The sequence below is a fragment of the Pseudomonas sp. 25 R 14 genome (assembly GCF_900004755.1).
Taxonomy (GTDB): Bacteria; Pseudomonadota; Gammaproteobacteria; order Pseudomonadales; family Pseudomonadaceae; genus Aquipseudomonas; species Aquipseudomonas brenneri.
This window is the reverse complement of the sequence record NZ_CVTS01000010.1, coordinates 100634-123349: the sequence shown is the minus strand read 5'-3', so window position 1 is coordinate 123349 and position 22716 is coordinate 100634. Positions and strand designations below refer to the sequence as shown.

The window sequence follows — 22716 nt, the reverse complement described above, 5'->3', positions numbered from 1 at the left end:
CAATGAGTATTTTTGACTTCTTTCGCTCCACCAAAAAAACTAGCACTGCGTCGGTAGCGAAAGAGCGTCTACAGATCATCGTGGCGCACGAACGCGGCCAACGCAGCACCCCGGATTACCTGCCAGCCCTGCAAAAGGAACTGGTGGAGGTGATCCGCAAGTACGTCAATATCGGTAACGATGACGTGCATGTCGCCCTGGAAAATGACGGCAGCTGCTCGATTCTGGAACTCAATATCACCCTGCCTGATCGTTGATCGAACAGGCGGTCGCCACGGCGGCTCCGCTATATCGCCCCCTGTAGGAGCGAGCTTGCTCGCGAAGGACTCAAGTGCACCGCGTTCATCCTGGATAAACGCGGCGCTCTCAGGTTCTTCGCGAGCAAGCTCGCCCCTACAAGAGGCGATGGGCGCAGCCGCCGTTGGCGTTTGTTACGAGGCTGTTTAATGCCGCTGTCCAATATCCATATTCTCCACCAGGATGCCGCTGTGCTGGTGGTGAACAAGCCTACCCTGCTGCTGTCGGTGCCAGGTCGCGCCGACGACAACAAGGATTGCCTGATCACCCGCCTGCAGGAAAACGGCTATCCCGAGGCCCGCATCGTCCATCGTCTGGACTGGGAAACTTCGGGGATCATCCTGCTGGCCCGGGATGCTGACACCCACCGCGAACTGTCCCGTCAGTTTCACGACCGCGAAACCGAAAAAGCCTACACAGCCTTGTGCTGGGGCCAACCGGAACTGGACAGTGGCAGCATCGACCTGCCGCTGCGCTATGACCCGCCGACCAAGCCGCGACATGTGGTGGACCATGAGTTCGGCAAACACGCACTGACCTTCTGGAAAGTCCTGGAGCGTTGCGGGGATTGGTGCCGGGTTGAGCTGACGCCGATTACCGGACGTTCACACCAGTTGCGCGTGCATATGCTGTCCATCGGTCACCCGCTGCTGGGCGACGGTTTGTATGCCCACGAACAGGCCCTGGCTGCCTGGCCCCGCCTGTGCCTGCACGCGAGCATGCTGAGCTTTACTCACCCGCAAAGCGGCGAACGTTTGCGCTTCGAGTGCCCTGCGCCGTTCTAAAATTGGCAACCCGATCAAAAATGTGGGAGCGGGCTTGCTCGCGAATGCGGTCTATCAGTCACAGAAAGGCTGACTGACACACCGCATTCGCGAGCAAGCCCGCTCCCACATTTGTTCTGTGCACTTATCACATCGGACGGTAAACTCGCGCCATTGCTGTCTGGAGCTACTTATGCGCGAAGCGTTGAATCAAGGCCTGATCGACTTCCTCAAGGCCTCTCCCACCCCCTTTCATGCCACTGCTGCCCTGGCCCAACGCCTGGAAGCCGCCGGTTTCCAGCGTCTTGACGAGCGCGAGACCTGGACCACCGAGGCCAACGGTCGCTACTACGTAACCCGTAACGACTCCTCGATCATCGCGTTCAAGATGGGCCGCCAATCGCCCCTGCATGACGGCATCCGCCTGGTGGGCGCCCATACCGACAGCCCGTGCCTGCGGGTCAAGCCGCAACCCGAGCTGCAACGCCAGGGTTTCTGGCAACTGGGTGTGGAAGTCTACGGCGGCGCATTGCTGGCGCCGTGGTTCGACCGCGACCTGTCCCTGGCCGGGCGCGTGACGTTCCGCCGTGACGGCAAGGTCGAAAGCCAGTTGATCGACTTCAAGTTGCCGATCGCCATTATCCCCAACCTGGCCATCCACCTGAACCGGGAAGCCAACCAGGGCTGGGCGATCAACGCCCAGACCGAACTGCCGCCAATCCTCGCGCAGTTTGCCGGTGACGAGCGCGTAGACTTCCGCGCCGTGCTCACCGACCAACTGGCCCGCGAACATGGCCTGAACGCCGACGTAGTGCTCGACTACGAGTTGAGTTTCTACGACACCCAAGGCGCCGCCGTGATTGGCCTGCATGGCGACTTTATCGCCGGTGCACGCCTGGACAACCTGCTGTCGTGCTACGCCGGCCTGCAAGCCCTGCTCACCAGCGAGACCGACGAAACCTGCGTGCTGGTGTGTACCGACCACGAAGAAGTCGGCTCCTGCTCGGCTTGCGGTGCCGACGGCCCGATGCTGGAGCAGACCTTGCGCCGCCTGCTGCCTGAAGGTGATGAGTTTGTACGTACGATTCAGAAGTCACTGCTGGTCTCTGCCGACAATGCCCACGGCATCCACCCCAACTATGCCGACAAGCATGATGCCAACCACGGCCCCAAACTCAATGCCGGCCCGGTGATCAAGGTCAACAGCAACCAGCGCTACGCCACCAACAGCGAAACCGCCGGGTTCTTCCGCCACCTGTGCATGGCCGAAGAAGTACCGGTGCAGAGTTTCGTGGTGCGCAGCGACATGGGCTGCGGCTCGACCATCGGCCCGATCACCGCCAGCCACCTCGGCGTGCGCACCGTGGACATCGGCCTGCCGACATTCGCCATGCACTCGATCCGCGAGCTGTGCGGCAGCCATGACCTGGCGCACCTGGTGAAGGTGTTGAGTGCGTTTTATGCGAGTCGTGACCTGCCCTGAGATCGGCGGCGCTGCCAATCGCGGCAAGCCCGCTCCTACAGAAGACTGCGGTCAAAATGTGGGAGTGGGCTTGCCCGCGATGGCGATTTCGACCGCACTCCATCTCTTTCTGACACACATCAAGGCACCCTGCACCAAACACGCCTAGACTGGTAATCATCTTCCAACGACAAGGCCGTCCCCACCATGATCCCGATGTCCGCCTTCCACGCCATGCTCATCCCCATCCTCGCGGGCATGATCCTGCTGGCCGTTGGCTTCAACTTCCGCGACAAGAACCTCGGTGTGTTTGGCATGTGGGTCGGCATGCTGCTGATCCTCGGCACCATCGTCTTCCGGATCCTCGCCAAACTGGCCGAATAGACAAATGCACTCGCATTGGGCATAGCGCCCTCGTACACTCGGTCGATCTGTCGTTTTCAAGGTTGACCGCCTCGTGCTTGCTCGTCTGTTTGCCCTGCCGTACTGCCTGTTCCTGTGTCTGCTGACCCTGCTGCCCATCGCCCCTGCCCAGGCGGTCGGCCTGCCCGGCATCCTCGGCAGCTCCTCCAAGGCCCAGCCGCAGGCCGATGTGCCGTTGGGGCAGTCCCTGGACGAGGTGATCAAGAACCTGGAAAACGACCAGCAGCGCGCCAAGCTGCTGGCCGACCTGAAAAAGCTGCGCGAAGCCACGAAAAAGGCCCAGCCCGCCGCCGAGCAAGGGGTACTGGGCTTGATCGGTGGGACCCTGGCCAGTCTGGAGCAACAGCTGTCCGGCACCGACAGCCCGCTCAATCGCTGGTCTGCCGAATTCGACCAGGCTAAGTCCGAGTTTTCCGCATTGATGCTGCCGGCCAGCGAATGGCTGCCGATCATCTTCGGTTTTGCCGTGATTTTGATGCTCTGGAGCCTGCTGGCTGCCGCGCTGATCTGGCTCGGTCACTGGGTGCGCCTGCGCTTTGGCCTCAGTGAAGAACTGCCACAACACCCCAAGACCTGGGACATGCTGCGCTTTGCCTTGCGCAAGCTAGGGCCCTGGCTGATTGCCTTGGTGATCACGGTCTATATGAGTTACGCCCTGCCCTCATCCCTGGGCAAATCCCTGGCCATGGTGCTGGCGTACGCGCTGGTGGTCGGCACCTGTTTCTCGGCGATCTGCGTCATTGCCTTCTCTGTGCTCGACGGCCCGCACCGCCACCGGGCGCTGTATATCCTGCGCCACCAGGCCTTTCGCCCGCTGTGGCTGATCGGCAGTTTTGCCGCCTTTGGCGAGGCGCTGAGCGACCCGCGCCTGACCGAAGCCCTGGGGATCCACCTCGCGCACAGCGCGGCGACGGTCGCCAATGTACTGGCCGCGCTGTCCACCGGCGTGTTCATCCTGCGTTTCCGCCGCCCCATCGCCCACCTGATCCGCAACCAGCCACTGTCACGGCGCCTGACCCGCCGTGCGCTGACGGATACCCTGTCGATCATCGGCACCTTCTGGTATTTGCCGGCACTGTTGCTGGTGGGTATTTCGCTGTTTGCCACCTTTGTTTCCGCCGGCGACACCAGCACCGCGCTGCGTCAGTCGCTGTTTTGCACGGTGTTGCTGGTGTTGTGCATGGTGATCAATGGCCTGGTGCGCCGCCAGGCCCTCAAGCCGCAACGCGGGCACAAGCGTCACGCGCTGTATTCCGAGCGGCTGAAAAGCTTCTTCTACACCCTGGTCCACCTGTTGGTATGGCTGGTGTTTATCGAGCTGGGCCTGCGCGTGTGGGGCTGGTCGCTGATCCGCTTTACCGAAGGCGACGGGCATGAAATCAGCGTCAAACTGTTTGGCCTGGCCGGTACGCTGCTGTTTTCGTGGCTGATCTGGATCCTCGCCGATACCGCGATCCATCACGCCCTCACCCGCTCACGCAAAGGCCTGGCCAACGCGCGGGCGCAGACCATGATGCCGTTGATCCGTAACGTGCTGTTCGTGACGATCTTTATCATCGCCGCCATCGTCGCCCTGGCGAACATGGGCATGAACGTCACGCCACTGCTGGCCGGTGCCGGTGTGATCGGCCTGGCCATCGGCTTTGGTGCGCAGTCCCTGGTGGCGGACTTGATCACCGGCCTGTTCATCATCATCGAAGACTCCCTGGCCATCGATGACTACGTGGACGTCGGCGGCCACCTGGGCACCGTCGAAGGCCTGACCATCCGCACCGTGCGCCTGCGTGACATCGACGGCATCGTCCATACCATCCCGTTCAGCGAGATCAAGAGCATCAAGAACTACTCGCGGGAATTCGGCTACGCGATTTTCCGCGTCGCGGTACCCGCCAGCATGGACATCGACACCGCGATCAAGCTGATGCGCGATGTGGGGCAGAAAATGCGCGCCGACCCGCTGCAACGTCGCAATATCTGGTCGCCCCTGGAGTTCCAGGGTGTGGAGAGTTTCGAGTCCGGCAACGCCATCCTGCGCGCACGCTTCAAGACCGCGCCGATCAAGCAGTGGGAGGTGTCGCGGGCGTTCAACCTGTCGCTCAAGCGGCATCTGGACGAGGCCGGGATGGACCTGGCGATGCCGCGCTTGAGTGTGCAGGTGGTGACGGCGGCGAGTGGCCCGCAGGACACTCAGGTCACATCCACCCCCACATGAATCGCGTCATGGCGCCAGAACTCCAGATCGCAATCGATCAGCCGCTCATGTTGATCGTAGTTGACCCGGGCGATCCGCAGCCCAGGGCTGCCCACCGAGACTTTCAGGGCTGCTGCCGCGTCTACCTGCAATGAGGTCGGCACAATCTCGAAGCGCACGCGCCCGTAATGCAGGTCGTACTTGCGTGCATATAACTCGGTCATCGATTCATTCAAGTCGCACGCCAGGATCCCCGGGAAATACTGGGGATTGAGGTAGTGCTCGACATACAGCACCAATCGCCCATCAATCCGTCGCCTGCGGCGGATCTGGATCACGCTGGACAGGGCCGGCAGTTGCAACCACGCGCAGACTGCCGCCGACGCCGGTTGCAGGCGTGCCGAGATGACCTCGGTAGACGGCACCCGGCCCTGGGCGCTGACCATGGCGTGGAAGTGGCTGCGCTGCATCAGGTTGTAGGCCAGACGGGGCGGCGAGACAAACCAGCCGCGGCGCTCCTCGCGGTAGATCTGGCCCTGGGCCTCCAATTGCAGCAAGGCTTCGCGCACCGTTATCCGGGTGGTACCAAACAACTCACTGAGTTTGCGCTCGGCCGGCAATTTGCTCGCAGGCGTCAATAAGCCGTGGCTGATCTGCTCTTGCAGCGTCTGGCCAATGGCTGTCACCGCTTTGGTTGCCTCATCACGCATCAACGTTACCTATCTGGACTAGGCCAGCACTGTCTGGGTGCACCAAATGCCCCTGGAATGGGCGGCGGTCATTGCGTGCAAGCCTAGGCATCACACATGACCGACAGATGACAGCGCCTTGCGCCGCTGCCTCATACACCCTGCAATACATCGGCCAAGTCCAGTAAATACGGGGCCCATGCATTGGTCTACGCTTACCCGGCAGGCGCCTGCGCAGGCGTTATAAAAACGACATCGACATGAAACTGTCATCCAGCGCGCCTAAATTGGCTCGTGTATTGCTGACCTAGACCAAACCAACCGCGCATCATAAAAAACGCAGCGTTGAAAACGCCCAAAGGAGCTTCGGATGAAACAGCTTTTCCTGGCATCACTGTTAGGCTCGACCATTGCCATGTGCACCGCCGCCATGGCCGCTGACACCGACTTGAAAACCCTGGAGGCTGCCGCCAAGGCAGAAGGCTCTGTGAACAGCGTCGGCATGCCCGATGACTGGGCCAACTGGCGCGGCACCTGGGAAGACCTGGCGGCCAAGTACGGCCTCAAGCACATCGATACCGATATGAGCTCGGCCCAGGAAATCGCCAAGTTCGCCGCAGAAAAAGACAATGCCAGCGCCGATATCGGTGACGTGGGCGCAGCCTTTGGCCCGATTGCGGTCAAGCAGGGCGTGACCCAACCCTACAAGCCAAGCACCTGGGAGCAGATCCCGGCCTGGGCCAAGGACAAGGACGGCAACTGGGCACTGGCCTACACCGGCACCATCGCGTTTATCGTCAACAAAAAGCTGCTGCACGGTTCCGAAGTCCCGACCAAGTGGTCTGACCTGAAGACCGGCAAGTACAAGGTCTCGATTGGTGACGTGAGCACCGCCGCCCAGGCCGCCAACGGCGTACTGGCCGCAGCCCTGGCCAACGGTGGCGATGAAAAGAACATCCAGCCGGCGCTGCTGATGTTCGCCGAGATCGCCAAGCAGGGGCGGATCTCCCTGGCCAACCCGACCATCGCCACCATGGAAAAAGGTGAAGTTGAAGTAGGCGTGGTCTGGGACTTCAACGGCCTGAGCTACAAGGCCAAGATGGCCAACCCGGATGATTATGTGGTGCTGATCCCATCGGATGGCTCGGTGATTTCCGGCTACACCACCATCATCAACAAATACGCCAAGCACCCCAACGCCGCCAAACTGACCCGCGAATACATCTTCAGTGATGCCGGGCAGATCAACCTGGCCAAGGGCAATGCGCGGCCGATCCGTGCCGAACACCTGACCCTGCCCCCAGAAGTCCAGGCCAAGCTGCTGCCCAACGAGCAGTACAAGGGCGTGACCCCGATCAAGGACGCCGATGCCTGGGAGAAGACCTCCAAGGCGCTGCCGCAGAAATGGCAGGAAGAAGTCATTATCAATATGCAGTAAGCCCAGCACCCCACATTGGCAATCCACTGGAGACCCAATGTGGGAACAGGCTTGTGTGGGGACGGGCTTGCCCGCCCCCACAGTTTTGACCCTGTTCCTCCAGACATACCGATGTTTACTGTTGCGGAGCCCCTATGAAGCACAACGTCATCCTTGTGGTGCTCGACGGCCTGAACTACGAGGTCGCCCGGCATGCCATGGGGCATCTCCAGGCCTACGTCGGCGCAGGACGCGCAGCGCTGTACAAGCTGGAATGCGAATTGCCCGCCCTCTCCCGCCCGCTGTACGAATGCATCCTCACCGGCGTAGCGCCGATCGACAGCGGCATCGTCCACAACCACGTCTCGCGCCTGTCCACCCAGCGCAGCATTTTCCATTACGCCACGGATGCCGGCCTGAGCACTGCAGCGGCGGCTTACCACTGGGTCAGCGAGCTGTATAACCGCTCGCCCTTCAGCGCAGCCCGCGACCGGCATACCGATGACGAGGCCCTGGCGATCCAGCACGGGCATTTCTACTGGAGCGATCATTATCCCGACGCCCACCTGTTTGCCGATGCCGAAAGCCTGCGCCTCAAGCACGCACCGAACTTTTTGCTGGTACACCCGATGAATATCGACGACGCCGGCCACAAGCACGGCCTCGACACCCCGCAATACCGCAACAGCGCCCGCTCGGCCGACATCATCCTGGCCGACTACCTGCAAGGCTGGCTCGATGCCGGTTACCAGGTGCTGGTCACCGCCGACCACGGCATGAACAACGACCGTTCGCACAACGGCCTGCTGGCGGAGGAACGCGAAGTACCGCTGTTTGTCCTCGGCGATGCGTTCAGCCTCGACCCCAAGGCCCAGCCCAAGCAAACCGAAATCTGCGGCACCGTTTGCGCCCTGCTTGGCGTGGCCCACGACAAACCTGTCTGCCAGGAGCTGTTGAAGTGAATTCAGTAATCCGTGGCAAATGGCTGGCCGCCCTGTGCCTGGTGCCCTTCGCCCTGTTCTTTATCGTGTTCCAGATCGCGCCGCTGTTCTGGGTGATGGTCAACAGCCTGCAATCGGAAGAGTTCGGCTGGGGGCTGGCCAACTTCAGCAAGATCTTCAGCTCGAAGTTCTACGTGCAGGCAATCAAGCACAGCCTGGAGATCAGTTTCTACTCCAGCATCTTCGGCATCATCATCGCGTTGCTGGGCAGCTATTCCCTGCGCAAGGTGGATTCGCCGCTGCGCAACTTCGTCACTGCGTTTGCCAACATGACCAGCAACTTCTCCGGCGTGCCCCTGGCCTTTGCCTTCATCATCCTGCTGGGGTTCAACGGCAGCATCACCATCATGCTCAAGCAGGCCGGGATCATTCAGGACTTCAACCTGTACTCCAAGACCGGCCTGATCATCCTGTACACCTACTTCCAGATCCCCCTGGGCGTGTTGCTGCTGTACCCGGCCTTCGATGCCCTGCGCGAAGACTGGCGCGAATCCGCCGCGTTGCTAGGGGCCAATGGCTGGCAGTACTGGCGGCATATCGGCCTGCCGGTGCTGACCCCGGCGCTGCTGGGCACCTTCGTGATCCTGGTGGCCAATGCCCTGGGCGCCTACGCCACGGTCTATGCGTTGACCACCGGCAACTTCAACGTGCTGCCGATCCGCATCGCGGCGATGGTTTCCGGCGATATTTCCCTGGACCCGAACATGGCCAGCGCCCTGGCCGTGATCCTGGTGGCGCTGATGACCGTGGTCACCGTGGTCCATCAACTGCTGCTCAAGAGGAGCTACCATGTCTCGCGCTGAAGCCAGCCCCGTCGCCCTCTATCATCGCGTGGTGGTGTACCTGCTGTTCGCAATCCTGGTGCTGCCGTTGATTGGCACCCTGGTGTACTCCCTCGCCAGCAGTTGGTCGGCAACCATCCTGCCCTCAGGCTTTACCTTCAAATGGTATGTGCAACTGTGGAGCGATCCGCGCTTCCTGCACGCCTTTGGTCAGTCATTGCTGGTCTGCGTCGGCGCGCTGATCCTGTCGGTGGTGCTGATCCTGCCGCTGCTGTTTGTGGTGCACTACCACTTTCCCAAGCTCGACGCGCTGATGAACATCCTGATCCTGCTGCCCTTCGCGGTGCCGCCGGTGGTGTCGTCGGTGGGGCTGTTGCAGTTATACGGCTCGGGGCCGCTGGCGATGGTCGGCACGCCGTGGATCCTGATTGGCTGCTACTTCACCGTGGCGCTGCCGTTCATGTACCGCGCGATCACCAACAACCTGCAAGCGATCAACCTGCGCGACTTGATGGATGCCGCCCAACTGCTCGGCGCCAGCACCTGGCAGGCGGCGATCCTGGTGGTGTTGCCTAACCTGCGCAAAGGTCTGATGGTGGCGTTGCTGCTGTCGTTCTCGTTCCTGTTCGGCGAGTTTGTGTTTGCCAATATCCTCGTCGGCACGCGCTACGAGACCTTGCAGGTGTACCTCAACAACATGCGCAACAGCAGCGGCCACTTCACCAGCGCCGTGGTCATTTCCTACTTCCTCTTCGTGCTGCTGCTCACTTGGGCCGCCAACCTCTTGAACAAGGACAAAAGCCAATGAGCTTCGTCAGCGTCCAGCACCTGCAAAAAAGCTATGCCGCCACCCCGGTGTTCAGCGATATCAATTGCGAGATCGCCAAGGGCGAATTCGTCACCCTCCTCGGCCCGTCCGGTTGCGGCAAGTCCACGCTGCTGCGCTGCATCGCCGGCCTGACGCCAGTGGACAGCGGGCAGATCCTACTGGACGGCCAGGACATCGTTCCTGTTAGCCCGCAGAAGCGCCATATCGGCATGGTGTTCCAGAGCTACGCGCTGTTCCCCAACATGACCGTAGAGCAGAACGTCGCCTTCGGCCTGCGTATGCAGAAGGTCAACAGCGACGACAGTCATAAGCGTGTCCAGGAAGTGCTGCAACTGGTCGAACTCAAGGATCTGGCCGGGCGTTACCCGCACCAGATGTCCGGCGGCCAGTGCCAGCGCGTCGCCCTCGCCCGCTCCCTGGTCACCCGGCCGCGCCTGTTGCTGCTCGATGAGCCGCTGTCGGCGCTGGATGCACGGATTCGCAAGCACCTGCGCGAACAGATCCGCCAGATCCAGCGCGAGCTGGGGCTGACCACCATCTTCGTGACCCATGACCAGGAAGAAGCGCTGGTCATGTCCGACCGCATCTTCCTGATGAACCAGGGCAAGATTGTGCAGAGCGGCGACGCCGAGACCCTGTACACCGCCCCCGTGGACGCCTTTGCCGCCGGTTTTATCGGCAACTACAACCTGCTGGATGCCGAGCAGGCCAGCAAGCTGTTGCAACGCCCGGTCAACGGGCGCATCGCTATCCGCCCCGAATCCATCGAGCTCAACCGCAGCGGCGAACTGGACGCCCTGGTCCGCAGCCATAGCCTGCTGGGCAATGTGATCCGCTATCGGATCGAAGCCCGGGGCGTGGAATTGGTGGTGGACGTACTCAATCGCTCGGCCCAGGATCTGCATGCGGATGGCCAGCGCCTGGCACTTTCTATCGATCCCGCTGCGCTGTGTGAGGTAGCCTGAGGATGCAGCGTTTATTGAGGAAGCATGACTGATGGCTTTGGTAATTTTTGATCTGGACGACACCCTGATCCACGGCGACTGCGCCACCTTGTGGAGCGAACAGATGGGCCGCCTGGGCTGGGTGGACCGTGAATCGTTCATGCGCAAGAACCATGAACTGATGTCCGCCTACAGCCGCGGCGAGTTGGCCATGGAAGAATTCATGGACTTCAGCCTGGAACCGATGATCGGGCGTACCCCGGAAGAAGTCGCACATCTGGTAGAGCCCTGGGTGGAAGATATTATCGAGCCGCTGATCTACAGCGACGCCACCAAGACCATCGCCCGCCACCGCCAGAACGGTGACCGGATCCTGGTGATCTCGGCCTCGGGCACCCATCTGGTCAAGCCGATTGCAGCACGCATTGGCATCGAGGAAGTGCTGGGGATTGAACTGGACGTGGCGCATGGGGTGTACAGCGGCAAGACAGTCGGTGTACTGACCTACCGTGAAGGCAAGATCACCCGGCTGATGCAATGGCTGGAGCAGGAAGGTGAAAGCCTGGAAGGCGCGTACTTCTATTCGGATTCGCGCAATGACTTGCCGCTGTTGAGCAAAGTCGATTACCCACAGGTAGTGAACCCGGATCCCGTGCTGCGGGCCCACGCAGAACAGGCCGGCTGGCCGATCCACCAGTGGACCTGACACCCCTTTTCCTGAATTGAAACCCAATCAAAATGTGGGAGCGGGCTTGCCCGCTCCCACATTTTTTTGACCCGGTTTCAATTCGGGATTGGCATTTAAGCCAGGCTTGCGTCGATCACCAGCACCAACTTCCCGGAAATCTGGTTGGTCGCCAGCTCCGCAAACGCAGCCTCGGCATCCGTGATCGCAAAGGTCTTGGCCAACTGCGGGCTCAACCGCCCTTCGCCAAACAACGGCCATACATGCTGACTCAGATCACTGAACAAATCGGCCTTGAACTGCTCATCACGGCTACGCAAGGTCGAGCCCAGCACTTGCACGCGTTTTGCCAGCACCTGCGCCAGGTCCAGTTGGGCCTCGCGCCCGCCCATCAGGCCGATCAACACCCAGCGCCCATCGCGGGCCAGTAGCTTGAGGTTGATCGCGGCGTAATTGCCGCCCACCGGGTCGAGAATCACGTCGAACGGGCCGAAATCGCGCAAGGCCTCGATACCGTCGGTACGTACCACGCCGCCCTGGGCGCCGAGGGCTTCGCAATAGGCCAGGCGATCCGCCGAGCCGACGCTGACCCAGCACGGGCTGCCAAACGCCTTGCACAGTTGGATCGCTGCCGAGCCGACACCACTGGCGCCCGCGTGCAACAGCACCTTTTCACCGGGCTTGAGCGCCGCCAACTGGAACAGGTTGAGCCAGGCCGTGCTGTACACCTCCGGCAACGCCGCCGCCTCGGCCAGGGACAATCCCTCCGGCACCGGCAGTACGTGGCGTGCATCCACCACCACTTCTTCGGCCATGCCACCGCCCGCCAGCAGCGCACAGACCCGGTCTCCCACTTGCCAGGCCGAGCCGGCACCGACTTCGCTGATGACCCCGGAACACTCCAGGCCCAGCACTTCGCTAGCCCCTGGCGGTGGCGGATAGAGCCCTGCACGCTGTAATAAGTCGGCCCGATTCAAGCCGGCTGCCGCCACACGAATACGAACTTGGCCTACATCACATGTAGGACTTGGGGTCTCAACCCACTCCACATGACCTTCAACGCCTTGCAATGCTTTCACAGTGCCTCCATAGTGAGTCTGGACTGAGCCCGTTGCTGTAGCGCCGGGCTTTTTGCATTATGCGACCGGCCCAAATGGAACCGGCGACTTCAAAGACGGCCTAATATGCGTTATCAATTGCCCCCGCGTCGAATCAGCATGAAGCATTTGTTCCCCAGCACCGCCCTCGCTCTTTTCATTGGTCTCGGCCTGTTGCCGCTGTCGACCAATACGTTCGCAGCCAACAGCTGGGACAAGCTTCAGCCCGATCGCGACGAGGTGATTGCCAGCCTTAACGTCGTTGAGTTGCTCAAGCGCCACCATTACAGCAAGCCGCCGCTGGACGATGCACGTTCGGTGATCATCTATGACAGCTACCTCAAGCTGCTGGATCCCTCGCGCAGCTACTTCCTGGCCAGCGATATCGCTGAGTTCGACAAGTGGAAGACCCAGTTCGACGACCTGCTCAAGAGCGGCGACCTGCAGCCTGGCTTCACCATCTACAAGCGTTACCTGGACCGTGTCAAAGCGCGTCTGGACTTCGCTCTGGGTGAGCTGAACAAAGGCGTCGACAAGCTCGACTTCACCCAGAAGGAAACCCTGCTGGTGGATCGCAAGGACGCCCCTTGGCTGACCAGCACCGCCGCCCTGGATGACCTGTGGCGCAAGCGCGTCAAGGATGAAGTCCTGCGCCTGAAGATCGCCGGCAAAGAGCCCAAGGCGATCCAGGAACTGCTGACCAAGCGCTACAAGAATCAATTGAGCCGCCTGGAGCAGACCCGCGCCGAAGATATCTTCCAGGCCTATATCAACACCTTCGCGATGTCCTACGATCCGCACACCAATTATCTGTCGCCAGATAACGCGGAAAATTTTGATATCAACATGAGTCTGTCCCTCGAAGGCATCGGTGCCGTGCTGCAGAGCGACAACGATCAGGTCAAGATCGTGCGCCTGGTGCCGGCAGGCCCGGCGGACAAGACCAAGCAGGTTGCTCCGGCCGACAAGATCATCGGCGTGGCCCAGGCTGACAAAGAAATGGTCGACGTAGTCGGCTGGCGCCTGGACGAAGTGGTCAAGCTGATCCGTGGGCCGAAAGGCAGCGTGGTGCGCCTGGAAGTGATTCCGCACACCAATGCGCCGAACGACCAGACCAGCAAGGTGGTGTCGATCACCCGCGAAGCGGTGAAGCTCGAAGACCAGGCCGTGCAGAAGAAAGTCCTCAACCTCAAGCAGGATGGCAAGGACTACAAGCTGGGCATCATTGAAATCCCGGCCTTCTACCTGGACTTCAAGGCCTTCCGTGCTGGCGATCCGGACTACAAGAGCACCACTCGCGACGTGAAGAAAATCCTCACCGAGCTTTCCAAAGAGAAAGTTGACGGTGTGGTCATCGACCTGCGCAACAACGGTGGCGGCTCCTTGCAGGAAGCCACCGAGCTGACCAGCCTGTTTATCGACAAGGGTCCGACCGTGTTGGTGCGCAACGCCGATGGCCGCGTAGATGTGCTGGAAGACGAAAACCCGGGGGCCTTCTACAAAGGGCCGATGGCGTTGCTGGTCAACCGCCTCTCGGCTTCGGCCTCGGAGATTTTTGCCGGGGCGATGCAGGATTACCACCGCGCATTGATCATCGGTGGCCAGACCTTCGGCAAAGGCACGGTGCAGACTATCCAGCCGCTCAACCATGGCGAGCTCAAGCTGACGTTGGCCAAGTTCTACCGGGTTTCCGGGCAGAGCACCCAACATCAGGGCGTGCTGCCGGACATTGATTTCCCGTCGATCATCGACACCAAGGAAATCGGCGAAAGCGCCCTGCCCGAAGCCATGCCGTGGGACACCATCCGCCCGGCCATCAAGCCTGCCTCGGACCCCTTCAAGCCGTACCTGGCCCAGCTCAAGACCGAACATGACGCCCGCTCCGCCAAGGATGCCGAGTTCGTGTTTATCCGCGACAAGCTGGCCCTGGCCAAGAAGCTGATGGCCGAGAAGACCGTCAGCCTCAATGAAGTGGACCGTCGTGCGCAGCACACCGACATCGAAAATCAGCAACTGGCCCTGGAGAACATCCGACGCAAGGCCAAGGGTGAAGAAGCCCTCAAGGAGCTGAAGAAAGAAGACGAAGACGCGCTGCCGACCGAACCTGAAAAGACCAAGCCGGAAGATGATGCCTACCTGAGCGAAACCGGGCGGATTCTGCTGGACTACCTGAAAATCAGCAAGACGGTGGCCAAGCAGTAAGTGATGGCAATTTAATGTGAGCGCTCCACGGAGCGTCATCAAATAGACATCATTCTGTCGTGAAATGAAGGACCGGGCGCCCCAGGCACCCGGTCCTTTTTTTTCGACCGAGATCATCATGACCATGACCGAACAGCTGAATGCCCTGGGCTCCATCCTGGCTCAAGGCAGTTTGCACAGTCTGTTCCAACCGATCATTTGCCTCTCCGAACGTCGCATCCTCGGCTATGAAGCCCTGAGCCGCGGCCCGTCCAACAGCCCGTTGCACTCGCCCCTGGCGCTGTTTTCGGTCGCACGCCAGGGCGGGCTTCTCAATGAGTTGGAAATGGCGTGCCGGCAAAGCGCATGTCGGCGCTTCAGCGAGCAACAGTTGCCGGGCAAGCTGTTTCTCAACGTCTCACCGGAATCGTTGCTGGAGACCACCCACCAACCAGGGCGCACCTTGCACATGCTGCGCGACTTCGGCATCGCGCCCAGCCAGGTGGTGATCGAACTCACCGAACAATCCCCGACCGACGACTTCCAACTGCTGCAAACCGCCCTGCATCACTATCGCAACATGGGGTTTTCGATTGCCCTGGATGACTTAGGCGCCGGTTATTCGAGCCTGCGGCTGTGGTCTGAGTTGCGTCCGGACTATGTGAAGATCGACCGACACTTTATCGACGGGATCCACCAGGATGCGCTCAAGCGTGAGTTTGTCGGCTCGATCCTGCAAATCGCCAGGGCCTCCCGCGCGCAGGTGATTGCCGAAGGTATCGAGTTGCAGGAGGAATTGGCAGTACTGACGGAAATGGGTGTGGACCTGATCCAGGGCTACCTGCTGTGTCGTCCCCAGGAGCATCCGCCCCAGGAAGCGCGGTTGATGCTGGCCAGGCCCGACAGCACCAGCGTCTCGCTCAACGAAGAAGCCAGCGACCTCAGCGCCCTGCTCAACGAACAACCCGCCGTGGCCCAGCACACACCTACCGCCAATGTGCTGGAAGCCTTTCGCCGCCAGGCCAACCTCAACTCCCTGGCAGTGCTGGACGAGCTTGGCCAGCCCATCGGTATCGTGCATCGGCACTCGTTGTCAGATGCGCTGCTCAAGCCGTTTGCCACCGACCTGTTTGCGCGCAAGCCCATCAGCCGCTTGATGAGCGATGACTTCCTGGCCGTGGAGCTGAGCCAGTCGTTGCAACAGGTCAGCCGCCTGCTGACCAGCCGGGCGCGGCAACGGATCGAAGAAGATTTCATCATCACCCAGAACGGCAACTACCTGGGGTTGGGCCGAGTGATCGACGTGCTCAAGTTGATTACCGAGCTGAAAATCCAACAGGCGCGCTACGCCAACCCGCTGACCCTGCTACCGGGCAACGTGCCAATCCAGCAGTGCCTGACGCGACTGTTGCAGCAGCAGCGCGAGTCAGTGATTTGTTATGTGGATATCGACAGTTTCAAGCCGTTCAACGATATCTACGGCTATGGGCGTGGCGATGAAGTGCTGCTGTGCCTGGCACAATGCCTCAACGACCGGGTGGACCCCAGCCGCGACTTTGTCGGGCATATTGGTGGCGATGACTTTTTGCTGGTGCTCGGCGCCCAGGATTGGCGTAAGCGGCTCAACCAGTTGGTGGATGATTTCCAGACCCAGTGCCGGCGCTTCTACCGCAGTGAGCATTTGGAGGCCGGCTGTTTTATCGCCCTGAATCGCCAAGGCCTGCGTCAGGAATTCGCCCTGCTGTCGCTGTCCATTGGCGTGGTGCATCTGCATCCATTGAGCTGTGGCCACCTGGATGCCAGTCAACTGGCCGAATTGGCCTCGCAGGCCAAGCATCACGCCAAGAACGTGGCCGGCTACAGCATCCACGTGATCGACAGCCGCGAACGCCTGTAGGAGCTGGCTTGCCAGCGAAAAACCAGAGAGCAACACGGAGCACCAGGCACCCGGCGTTTTTCGCAGGCTTGCCGACGCCTACAACTGCTCCAGGCGTATCTGCGCCAGCGGATGCCCGGCCTTGGCGGCGATGGTCCACCAGCGCGCGGCTTCAGCCGGGTCCGGGGCCTTGCCCAGGCTGCCTGCCAGGCTCAGCACACCGACTTGATAGGCCGCCTTGCCATCGCCTGCCTGCCCCGCCAGGCGCAGCAAGCGCACGCCTTCTTCCCGCGCGCCCAACCCTTGGCCACGAAAGGTCAGGATATGCCCATAAAAACTTTGTGCATCGACATTGCCCAGGTTGGCCATGCGTGCGAACTGGCCCTCCAGCCAATGCCAGCCACGGGGCTGACGCACCAACCATGACCAATGAAACAACCGGCGTGCCAGCCAATAGCTGGCATACGCTTTGAGTTTCCAGAACACTCAGGCCTCCGCTGATTCAGGATATTCGTACTCGAACACTCGGACCACTTCCGAGGCATGCCAGGATGCTGCGGCGACACCATCGGAAGGTCCACAGAAACGCCCAAGGCGTTCGACACATTCAAAAAAACCGGTACGCGGCAACCGGCTCGCGCCCTGGCTGATCACCAGGGAACTGCGCAGCGGTTGCTCGGCCTTGGCATCCAGGGCGGCCAGGTGTTCCAGGGCCGCGGTCAGGGTTTGCATCGCCGGCGTCGGAAACTGCAGGCGCTCAAGCAATGCACGATAAGTCAAAAGATGGCGTTGGCGACGGGCCTGGTCAAGTTCGTTGAGCAACCCATCCCAATGTTGACGGCTGATGCGCACACTCACGTTTCATCCCTCCAACCGGCAATCCCCAACTCCCAGGCCAGGCTGCGACGGATCGCGGCATCCGGCTGGCGTTCACCACTTTCAATCAAGCCCAGGTAGGACGGGCTGATGCCCACGGTGCGGGCCAATGCCTCAATGGCCAGGCCCTTGGCTTCGCGCAGGTTGCGCAAGTGCGCCAGGGGGCGTAGATCCGTCGCGGTCGCGACGGGAGGGGTCTGTGCAGCAGGAGTGCTTGGTTGCTGCAGGCCGGCGGCTGTTAACAGCACCTGGTACTGAGCCCATGGCAGAACCGCATATTCGGGTTCGCCATCCCGTGAAATGATCTGTATATCCATGACTGCCCCGTAGGATCACAACACTTACGAAGTAAGTACTTTCCTTAGGAGTGTAATCCTAACAGCCGCAAAGAGCGCAGGGGGATAATCCGCGCCTTCAGTTTTTTTTCGGGTTTTCCTGCTCCAGAAGCTGCGGTGTGGCGGGCAAGCGCTCGACCACCACCAGCTTCTCCGGGCGTTGGCGTTCACGCCAGGCGCGGAAGGCACTCAACTCCCCGTCCAGGGACTTCATGACCCAGGCCAGTACCGCGATGTCATCGAGCATGCCGAACATGGGCAAAAAGTCCGGGATCGCATCAATCGGGCTGAGGAAGTACATCAGCCCCGCTACCACCGATATCAGCGCCTTGGGGCTGATCGCCCGGTACTCGCCACGCCAGTAGGCCAGGCACAGCGCCTGGAGCAGCTTGAGGTCGTCCTTGAGCTTGCCCAGGCGGTTACCCTGGCTTGAGCCTTTGGCGGCGACCGCGAACAACAAGGTCGGCAGGCGTCCACGCCCGATTAGCCGTGCGGCCAACGGTAGGAAGCGGGTGAAATTCCAGGGTGCTTTCATCGTCACTCCAGTTCCAGGCGAGAGAAAAGGTTATCCACACAACTTGTGGATAACCTTGTGAACAGAGGCCATTTTCGCGGCTGAAAGCCACGTAGTACAAGGCCTACAGTCAGATCGGGCGTTTTTTGCGCACATAAAAAAATCCCAAGATTTCATTGACTTGGGGTACATCTGCGGCTACCCGTGCCGAGGTATAGCATCAGACTGCTCTAAGTCGCAGGCGTTCGTTCGGATTTAACCCACGCCCCCTCCACAACCACGGTCAACTGTGGGAGCTGTCGAGCCCCGGCCCAGAAACAACAACGCCCCGTATAAACGGGGCGTTGGATGTTCAACTGCTGCTTACTTGGCAGCAGGTGCCTCAGGAGCCTCGGCCTTGGCCGGGTCCTTGATTGCCAGCAGCTCCAGGTCAAAGACCAGTACGGAGTTGGCTGGAATCGCCGGGCTCGGGCTCTGGGCGCCGTAGGCCAGGTCGGACGGGATGTACAACTCGACCTTCTCGCCCACGTGCATCAGTTGCAGGCCTTCGACCCAACCCGGGATCACGCCGCTGACCGGCAGGTCAATCGGGCTGCCGCGATCCACGGAGCTGTCAAAGGTGGTGCCGTTGGTCAGCTTGCCGGTGTAGTGCACAGTCACTACGTCGGTCGGCTTGGGCTGGGCGCCTTCGGCCTTCTTCACGATCTTGTATTGCAGACCGGAAGCAGTGGTGACCACGCCGTCTTTCTTGGCGTTGTCTTCGAGGTATTTCTTGCCGGCGGCTGCCGACTCTTCGCTCATCTTGGTCATGCGTTCTTCGGCACGCTTTTGCAGTGCGGAAAACGCTTCAACCAGTTCTTCATCCTTCAGCTTCTGTTCTTTCTTGCCAACGGCATCTTCGATGCCTTGGGCAACTGCCTTGGAGTCCAGGTCATCCATACCTTCCTGAGCCAGGCTTTTGCCCATGTTCAGGCCGATACCGTAGGAAGCTTTCTGCGCCGGGGTTTTCAGCTCTACGCTGGTTTGCGAATCACAACCCGCAAGTACCAGGCTAACCAGGGCCACCGCCGCCGCCAACCGATGCTGTTTCATGCTATTTCCTTGTTCATGCGCCAAAAGGGCATTCGAATAAAGTCGCGAGCTTATCAGGCGGCCACGACCAATGGCTACCGGCATGTGAGCAGGAAACTTCTGATAAGTTCACGTGTTTAAAAGCATTTTCATCTGCGTCAAAGTCCGACGAAGGACAGCAGGCCAGCCGAAAACCACCGGTGCAGACCGATCATGGCTACTTGCCGCCTGCCTCGCTCGGTGGCATAAGGACGCAACAACTCGACAAGGATAGTTATCTTGCGCATTTTTTCCCGTGTTTTACTCCTGATCCTGTCACTTATGGGACTGGCGCTGGCCGTGGTGCTCTATTACGTGCTCAACCCGAAGCTGCCGGATTACGTGCCGGTGGACCAGGTGCACTACCAGGACCAATGGACCACCGCCGACCGCCAGGTCTACTACTTCACGCCCCAGGGCACCCAGGTCAAGGGCTTGCGCTATGACTGGTTCACGGCGCTGGAGCTGCCGTTTTCCGAGCAGCGCTTTGCCGAACCGGCTTACCTTGCGCGGTTCGGTTTCCTGGTAGACCCGCGGCAACAGGCCACACCCCAGAACCCCGGCAACCTGCCCGCTGGCTTCGCCCGGCACAAGAATGCCGGCAGCAACGCGGAGTTTCTCGATATCACCTGCGCCGCCTGCCACACCGGCGAGTTGCGCTTCAATGGCCAGGCGCTGCGCATCGACGGGGGCGCTGCGCAACACGTGCTGCCCTCCAGCGTGCCGACCCTGCGCGGTGGCAGCTTCGGCCAGGCCCTAGTGGCCAGCCTTACCGCCACCTATTACAACCCGCTGAAGTTCAGGCGTTTTGCCCACAACGTGCTGGGGGATCAATACGACGCCCAGTACGATCAGTTGCGCCAGGACTTCAAAAAGTCCCTGGACACCTTCCTCAAGGTGGCCTGGAACGATACCCACCGTGGCCTCTACCCCACCGAAGAAGGCCCGGGGCGCACCGACGCCTTCGGTCGTATCGCCAACGCCAGCTTTGGTGATGCCATTTCGCCGGACAACTACCGTATCGCCAACGCACCGGTGGACTACCCGCAGTTGTGGGACATGTGGACCTTCGACTGGGTGCAATGGAATGGCTCGGCCCAGCAACCCATGGCGCGTAATATCGGCGAGGCGTTAGGCGTGGGCGCGACCCTGGACTTCTTCGACAGCGCCGGCCAGCCGCTCAAGGGCGAGGCGCGCTACCCCTCCAGTGTGCGGGTGCGTGACTTGAACCTGATCGAAGAAACCCTGCAACGGCTCAAACCACCGACCTGGCCTGAAGCGTTGTTCGGGGCCGTGGACAAACCCCTGGCCGCCAGGGGCCGCGCGCTGTTTACCGAAAACTGCGCCGGCTGCCACGTACCCAGCGTAACCCTGGTCAACGGGCGCCCGGTGCAACAACTGAAAATGCTGCCCGTGGACTACATCGGCACCGACCCCGGCACCGCCAGCAATATTGCCAACCAGCGCTATGACCTCAGCGCCCTGCAATGGGACCCGGCCGAGTTGGCGCAGTTGAATGTCGAGTTGCACCCGACACCGACCGAACCGCTGGACCTGCGCAGCCTGTCTGTGGCCAAGGGCCTGGCTTATGTCACCGCATTTGTCGAAGAACACGCCTACCGCGCCGCCGGCATCACCCCGGCAGAACGCCCGCGCCTGGACGGCTACGGCCTGCCCATCGGCGTGCGCGAACTGTGGGCCTACAAGGCCCGCCCACTGGCCGGCGTGTGGGCCACGCCGCCGTTCCTGCACAATGGCTCGGTGCCCACGCTCTACCAGTTGCTTTCACCGCAGTACGAGCGCAGCCGTACTTTCTATAAAGGCACCTTCGATTACGACCCACGTCACTTGGGTTATCGCACCGAGGCCTTTAAAAACGCCTTCCTGTTCGATACGAATATCACCGGCAACCACAACAGCGGCCACGAATTTCGCGCAGGCAAGCGTGGCAACGGGGTGATTGGCCGGGGCCTGGAGCCTGAGGAACGCTGGGCGCTGCTCGAATACCTGAAAGTACTGGGCGGCCCGCTGGAGCAGCAACTGCCATGACTTCCCCCTTTCGATACAAGGATCGCTCCATGCTCGCTCGACTGTGGCTGCGCCTCGGCGCATTTCTCGGCAAGACACTGTTATGGCTGGTGGGCCTGGGCTTGCTCGGCTGGCTGGCGGCCACCCTGTGGTTTGCCTGGCACCACAGCGGCCCGGTGCCTGTAGAGGAACAGATCCCGCCCGGCGAAGCCGCCATGACTCAAGGCATCATTCAGACGGCGGTGCGCATCGTCGACCAGCATCGCGAAGGCACCCGCTACCTGCGTGACGCGCATGCCAAGGCCCACGGCTGCGTGAAGGCCGAAGTCAGCGTACTGCCGGGCCTCGACCCGGCGTTGCGCCAGGGCGTGTTCGCTGAACCGGGCAAGACCTGGCAGGCGCTGATGCGCCTGTCCAACGGCAACGCTTATCCACAGTTCGACAGCATCCGCGACGCCCGCGGCATGGCGATCAAACTGCTGGACGTGCCGGGCAAGCAACTGCTGGCCGATCAGCAGGCGCGTGCCGAGCAGGACTTTGTGATGTTCAGCCACCCCAACTTTTTCGTCAGCGACGTGGCGGAGTACGCGCAAAACATCGGGGCCCAGGCCAATGGCCAGAAAGCCATGGCGTTTTTCCCCAGCTTCGACCCACGCAGTTGGCAGGTGCGACATCTGTTTATCGCCCTCGCAACGCTGGCGCCGGCGCCGGCCAGCCCGACAGAGGCGACGTATTTTTCAGTATCGCCCTACAAGTTTGGTGCGGCCAACGCCAAGTTCCGCGTTGCGCCTGACCCGCAAAGCTGCCCGCCATACAGCCTGCCGAAACAGAACCAGGACTTGCCGAACTTCTTGCGCAGCGCCTTGAACCAGCAGTTGTCCACCGACCGTATCGACGCCTGTTTTGTGTTGCAGATCCAGCGCCAGAACCCACAGAAATACATGCCTATCGAAGACACCAGTATCGAATGGAAGGAAAGCGACGCGCCCTACGAGAGCGTGGCGAAAATTCGCATTCCGGCGCAGGATTTCGACACCCCTGCGCTGAACCTGGCCTGTGACAACCAGTCGTTCAACCCGTGGTTTGGCGTGGAGGAACACCGACCGATTGGTGGGATCAACCGGTTGCGCAAGGCGGTGTATGAGGCGGTGAGTGATTATCGGCATGGCCGTAACACTCCCTGACTAAACCCTGTAGGAGCTCGATGACGATCAG

22 protein-coding genes are annotated in these 22716 nt (G+C 60.9%); 15 read left to right on the top strand and 7 right to left on the bottom strand.

Annotation, left to right across the window (positions count from 1 at the left end; genetic code table 11):
* The first annotated feature begins 2 nt into the window (after window positions 1-2).
* The 5 genes from minE to BFQ03_RS01840 all read left to right on the top strand — a co-directional run bounded on the left by minE (window position 3) and on the right by BFQ03_RS01840 (window position 5158).
* The gene (gene minE / locus BFQ03_RS01855; protein WP_032863259.1) at window positions 3-257 is read left to right on the top strand and encodes a cell division topological specificity factor MinE; all 255 of its coding nucleotides are present in this window, start codon (window positions 3-5) and stop codon (window positions 255-257) included.
* A 189-nt stretch (window positions 258-446) separates the two neighbouring features.
* Complete coding sequence (locus BFQ03_RS01850; protein ID WP_065942377.1) at window positions 447-1082, top strand: RluA family pseudouridine synthase; 636 nt, start codon at window positions 447-449, stop codon at window positions 1080-1082.
* A 172-nt stretch (window positions 1083-1254) separates the two neighbouring features.
* A complete protein-coding gene (locus tag BFQ03_RS01845; RefSeq protein ID WP_032863261.1) occupies window positions 1255-2544 on the top strand; it encodes a M18 family aminopeptidase in 1290 nt (429 codons plus the stop codon).
* Between the two features lie 186 nt (window positions 2545-2730).
* Complete coding sequence (locus tag BFQ03_RS30155; RefSeq protein ID WP_162843703.1) at window positions 2731-2907, top strand: hypothetical protein; 177 nt, start codon at window positions 2731-2733, stop codon at window positions 2905-2907.
* Between the two features lie 73 nt (window positions 2908-2980).
* Window positions 2981-5158 (top strand): mechanosensitive ion channel family protein, encoded by a 2178-nt coding sequence (locus BFQ03_RS01840; RefSeq protein WP_065942376.1) that lies wholly within the window; start codon window positions 2981-2983, stop codon window positions 5156-5158.
* Here the strand turns inward: BFQ03_RS01840 and BFQ03_RS01835 are convergent.
* Window positions 5134-5847, bottom strand: coding sequence for a UTRA domain-containing protein (locus tag BFQ03_RS01835; protein WP_065942375.1), 714 nt, complete (start codon window positions 5845-5847; stop codon window positions 5134-5136). The genes BFQ03_RS01840 and BFQ03_RS01835 overlap by 25 nt on opposite strands.
* A 349-nt stretch (window positions 5848-6196) precedes the next feature.
* On the opposite strand from BFQ03_RS01835, the gene BFQ03_RS01830 reads away from it, so the two are divergent.
* From BFQ03_RS01830 to BFQ03_RS01805, 6 genes are all read left to right on the top strand, one after another.
* Window positions 6197-7264 (top strand): ABC transporter substrate-binding protein, encoded by a 1068-nt coding sequence (locus tag BFQ03_RS01830; RefSeq protein WP_032863264.1) that lies wholly within the window; start codon window positions 6197-6199, stop codon window positions 7262-7264.
* A gap of 134 nt (window positions 7265-7398) precedes the next feature.
* Window positions 7399-8205 (top strand): alkaline phosphatase family protein, encoded by an 807-nt coding sequence (locus BFQ03_RS01825; protein WP_065942374.1) that lies wholly within the window; start codon window positions 7399-7401, stop codon window positions 8203-8205.
* Window positions 8202-9047 carry an ABC transporter permease gene (locus BFQ03_RS01820; protein WP_032863266.1) on the top strand — a complete coding sequence of 282 codons (846 nt, stop codon included), beginning with the start codon at window positions 8202-8204 and terminating at the stop codon, window positions 9045-9047. The genes BFQ03_RS01825 and BFQ03_RS01820 overlap by 4 nt, the downstream gene beginning before the upstream one ends.
* Window positions 9034-9834 carry an ABC transporter permease gene (locus tag BFQ03_RS01815; RefSeq protein ID WP_032863267.1) on the top strand — a complete coding sequence of 267 codons (801 nt, stop codon included), beginning with the start codon at window positions 9034-9036 and terminating at the stop codon, window positions 9832-9834. The genes BFQ03_RS01820 and BFQ03_RS01815 overlap by 14 nt, the downstream gene beginning before the upstream one ends.
* Complete coding sequence (locus BFQ03_RS01810; RefSeq protein ID WP_032863268.1) at window positions 9831-10820, top strand: ABC transporter ATP-binding protein; 990 nt, start codon at window positions 9831-9833, stop codon at window positions 10818-10820. Before BFQ03_RS01815 ends, BFQ03_RS01810 begins: the two co-directional genes overlap by 4 nt.
* A 31-nt stretch (window positions 10821-10851) precedes the next feature.
* Window positions 10852-11505, top strand: coding sequence for an HAD family hydrolase (locus BFQ03_RS01805; RefSeq protein ID WP_065942373.1), 654 nt, complete (start codon window positions 10852-10854; stop codon window positions 11503-11505).
* A gap of 95 nt (window positions 11506-11600) precedes the next feature.
* Here BFQ03_RS01805 and BFQ03_RS01800 read toward each other — a convergent pair whose 3' ends face one another.
* On the bottom strand, window positions 11601-12563 hold the full coding sequence (locus BFQ03_RS01800; protein ID WP_032863270.1) for a zinc-binding dehydrogenase: 963 nt from the start codon (window positions 12561-12563) through the stop codon (window positions 11601-11603).
* 138 nt (window positions 12564-12701) lie between these two features.
* Between BFQ03_RS01800 and BFQ03_RS01795 the strand changes: the two genes are divergently transcribed.
* Both BFQ03_RS01795 and BFQ03_RS01790 read left to right on the top strand, forming a co-directional pair.
* Window positions 12702-14783: a carboxy terminal-processing peptidase gene (locus BFQ03_RS01795; protein ID WP_174553288.1), complete on the top strand. Its 2082-nt coding sequence runs from the start codon at window positions 12702-12704 to the stop codon at window positions 14781-14783.
* Window positions 14784-14901: 118 nt separating this feature from the next.
* Window positions 14902-16659 carry a bifunctional diguanylate cyclase/phosphodiesterase gene (locus BFQ03_RS01790; RefSeq protein ID WP_275656681.1) on the top strand — a complete coding sequence of 586 codons (1758 nt, stop codon included), beginning with the start codon at window positions 14902-14904 and terminating at the stop codon, window positions 16657-16659.
* 78 nt (window positions 16660-16737) lie between these two features.
* On the opposite strand, the gene BFQ03_RS01785 is transcribed toward BFQ03_RS01790, so the two are convergent.
* The 5 genes from BFQ03_RS01785 to BFQ03_RS01765 form a co-directional block, all read right to left on the bottom strand.
* On the bottom strand, window positions 16738-17124 hold the full coding sequence (locus BFQ03_RS01785) for a tetratricopeptide repeat protein (RefSeq protein WP_065942372.1): 387 nt from the start codon (window positions 17122-17124) through the stop codon (window positions 16738-16740).
* On the bottom strand, window positions 17125-17496 hold the full coding sequence (locus tag BFQ03_RS01780) for a hypothetical protein (protein WP_029292807.1): 372 nt from the start codon (window positions 17494-17496) through the stop codon (window positions 17125-17127). It lies immediately after the preceding gene.
* Window positions 17493-17831: a helix-turn-helix domain-containing protein gene (locus tag BFQ03_RS01775; RefSeq protein WP_032863274.1), complete on the bottom strand. Its 339-nt coding sequence runs from the start codon at window positions 17829-17831 to the stop codon at window positions 17493-17495. The genes BFQ03_RS01780 and BFQ03_RS01775 overlap by 4 nt, the downstream gene beginning before the upstream one ends.
* A 97-nt stretch (window positions 17832-17928) precedes the next feature.
* The gene (locus tag BFQ03_RS01770) at window positions 17929-18384 is read right to left on the bottom strand and encodes a YkvA family protein (RefSeq protein WP_032863275.1); all 456 of its coding nucleotides are present in this window, start codon (window positions 18382-18384) and stop codon (window positions 17929-17931) included.
* A gap of 342 nt (window positions 18385-18726) precedes the next feature.
* Complete coding sequence (locus BFQ03_RS01765) at window positions 18727-19455, bottom strand: BamJ family beta-barrel-assembly machinery protein (RefSeq protein ID WP_032863277.1); 729 nt, start codon at window positions 19453-19455, stop codon at window positions 18727-18729.
* A 258-nt stretch (window positions 19456-19713) separates the two neighbouring features.
* Here BFQ03_RS01765 and BFQ03_RS01760 point away from each other — a divergent pair, with 258 nt between their 5' ends.
* Both BFQ03_RS01760 and BFQ03_RS01755 read left to right on the top strand, forming a co-directional pair.
* Window positions 19714-21522, top strand: coding sequence for a di-heme-cytochrome C peroxidase (locus tag BFQ03_RS01760; RefSeq protein ID WP_032863279.1), 1809 nt, complete (start codon window positions 19714-19716; stop codon window positions 21520-21522).
* 29 nt (window positions 21523-21551) lie between these two features.
* Window positions 21552-22685 (top strand): catalase family protein, encoded by a 1134-nt coding sequence (locus tag BFQ03_RS01755; RefSeq protein WP_032863280.1) that lies wholly within the window; start codon window positions 21552-21554, stop codon window positions 22683-22685.
* Window positions 22686-22716: the final 31 nt, after the last annotated feature.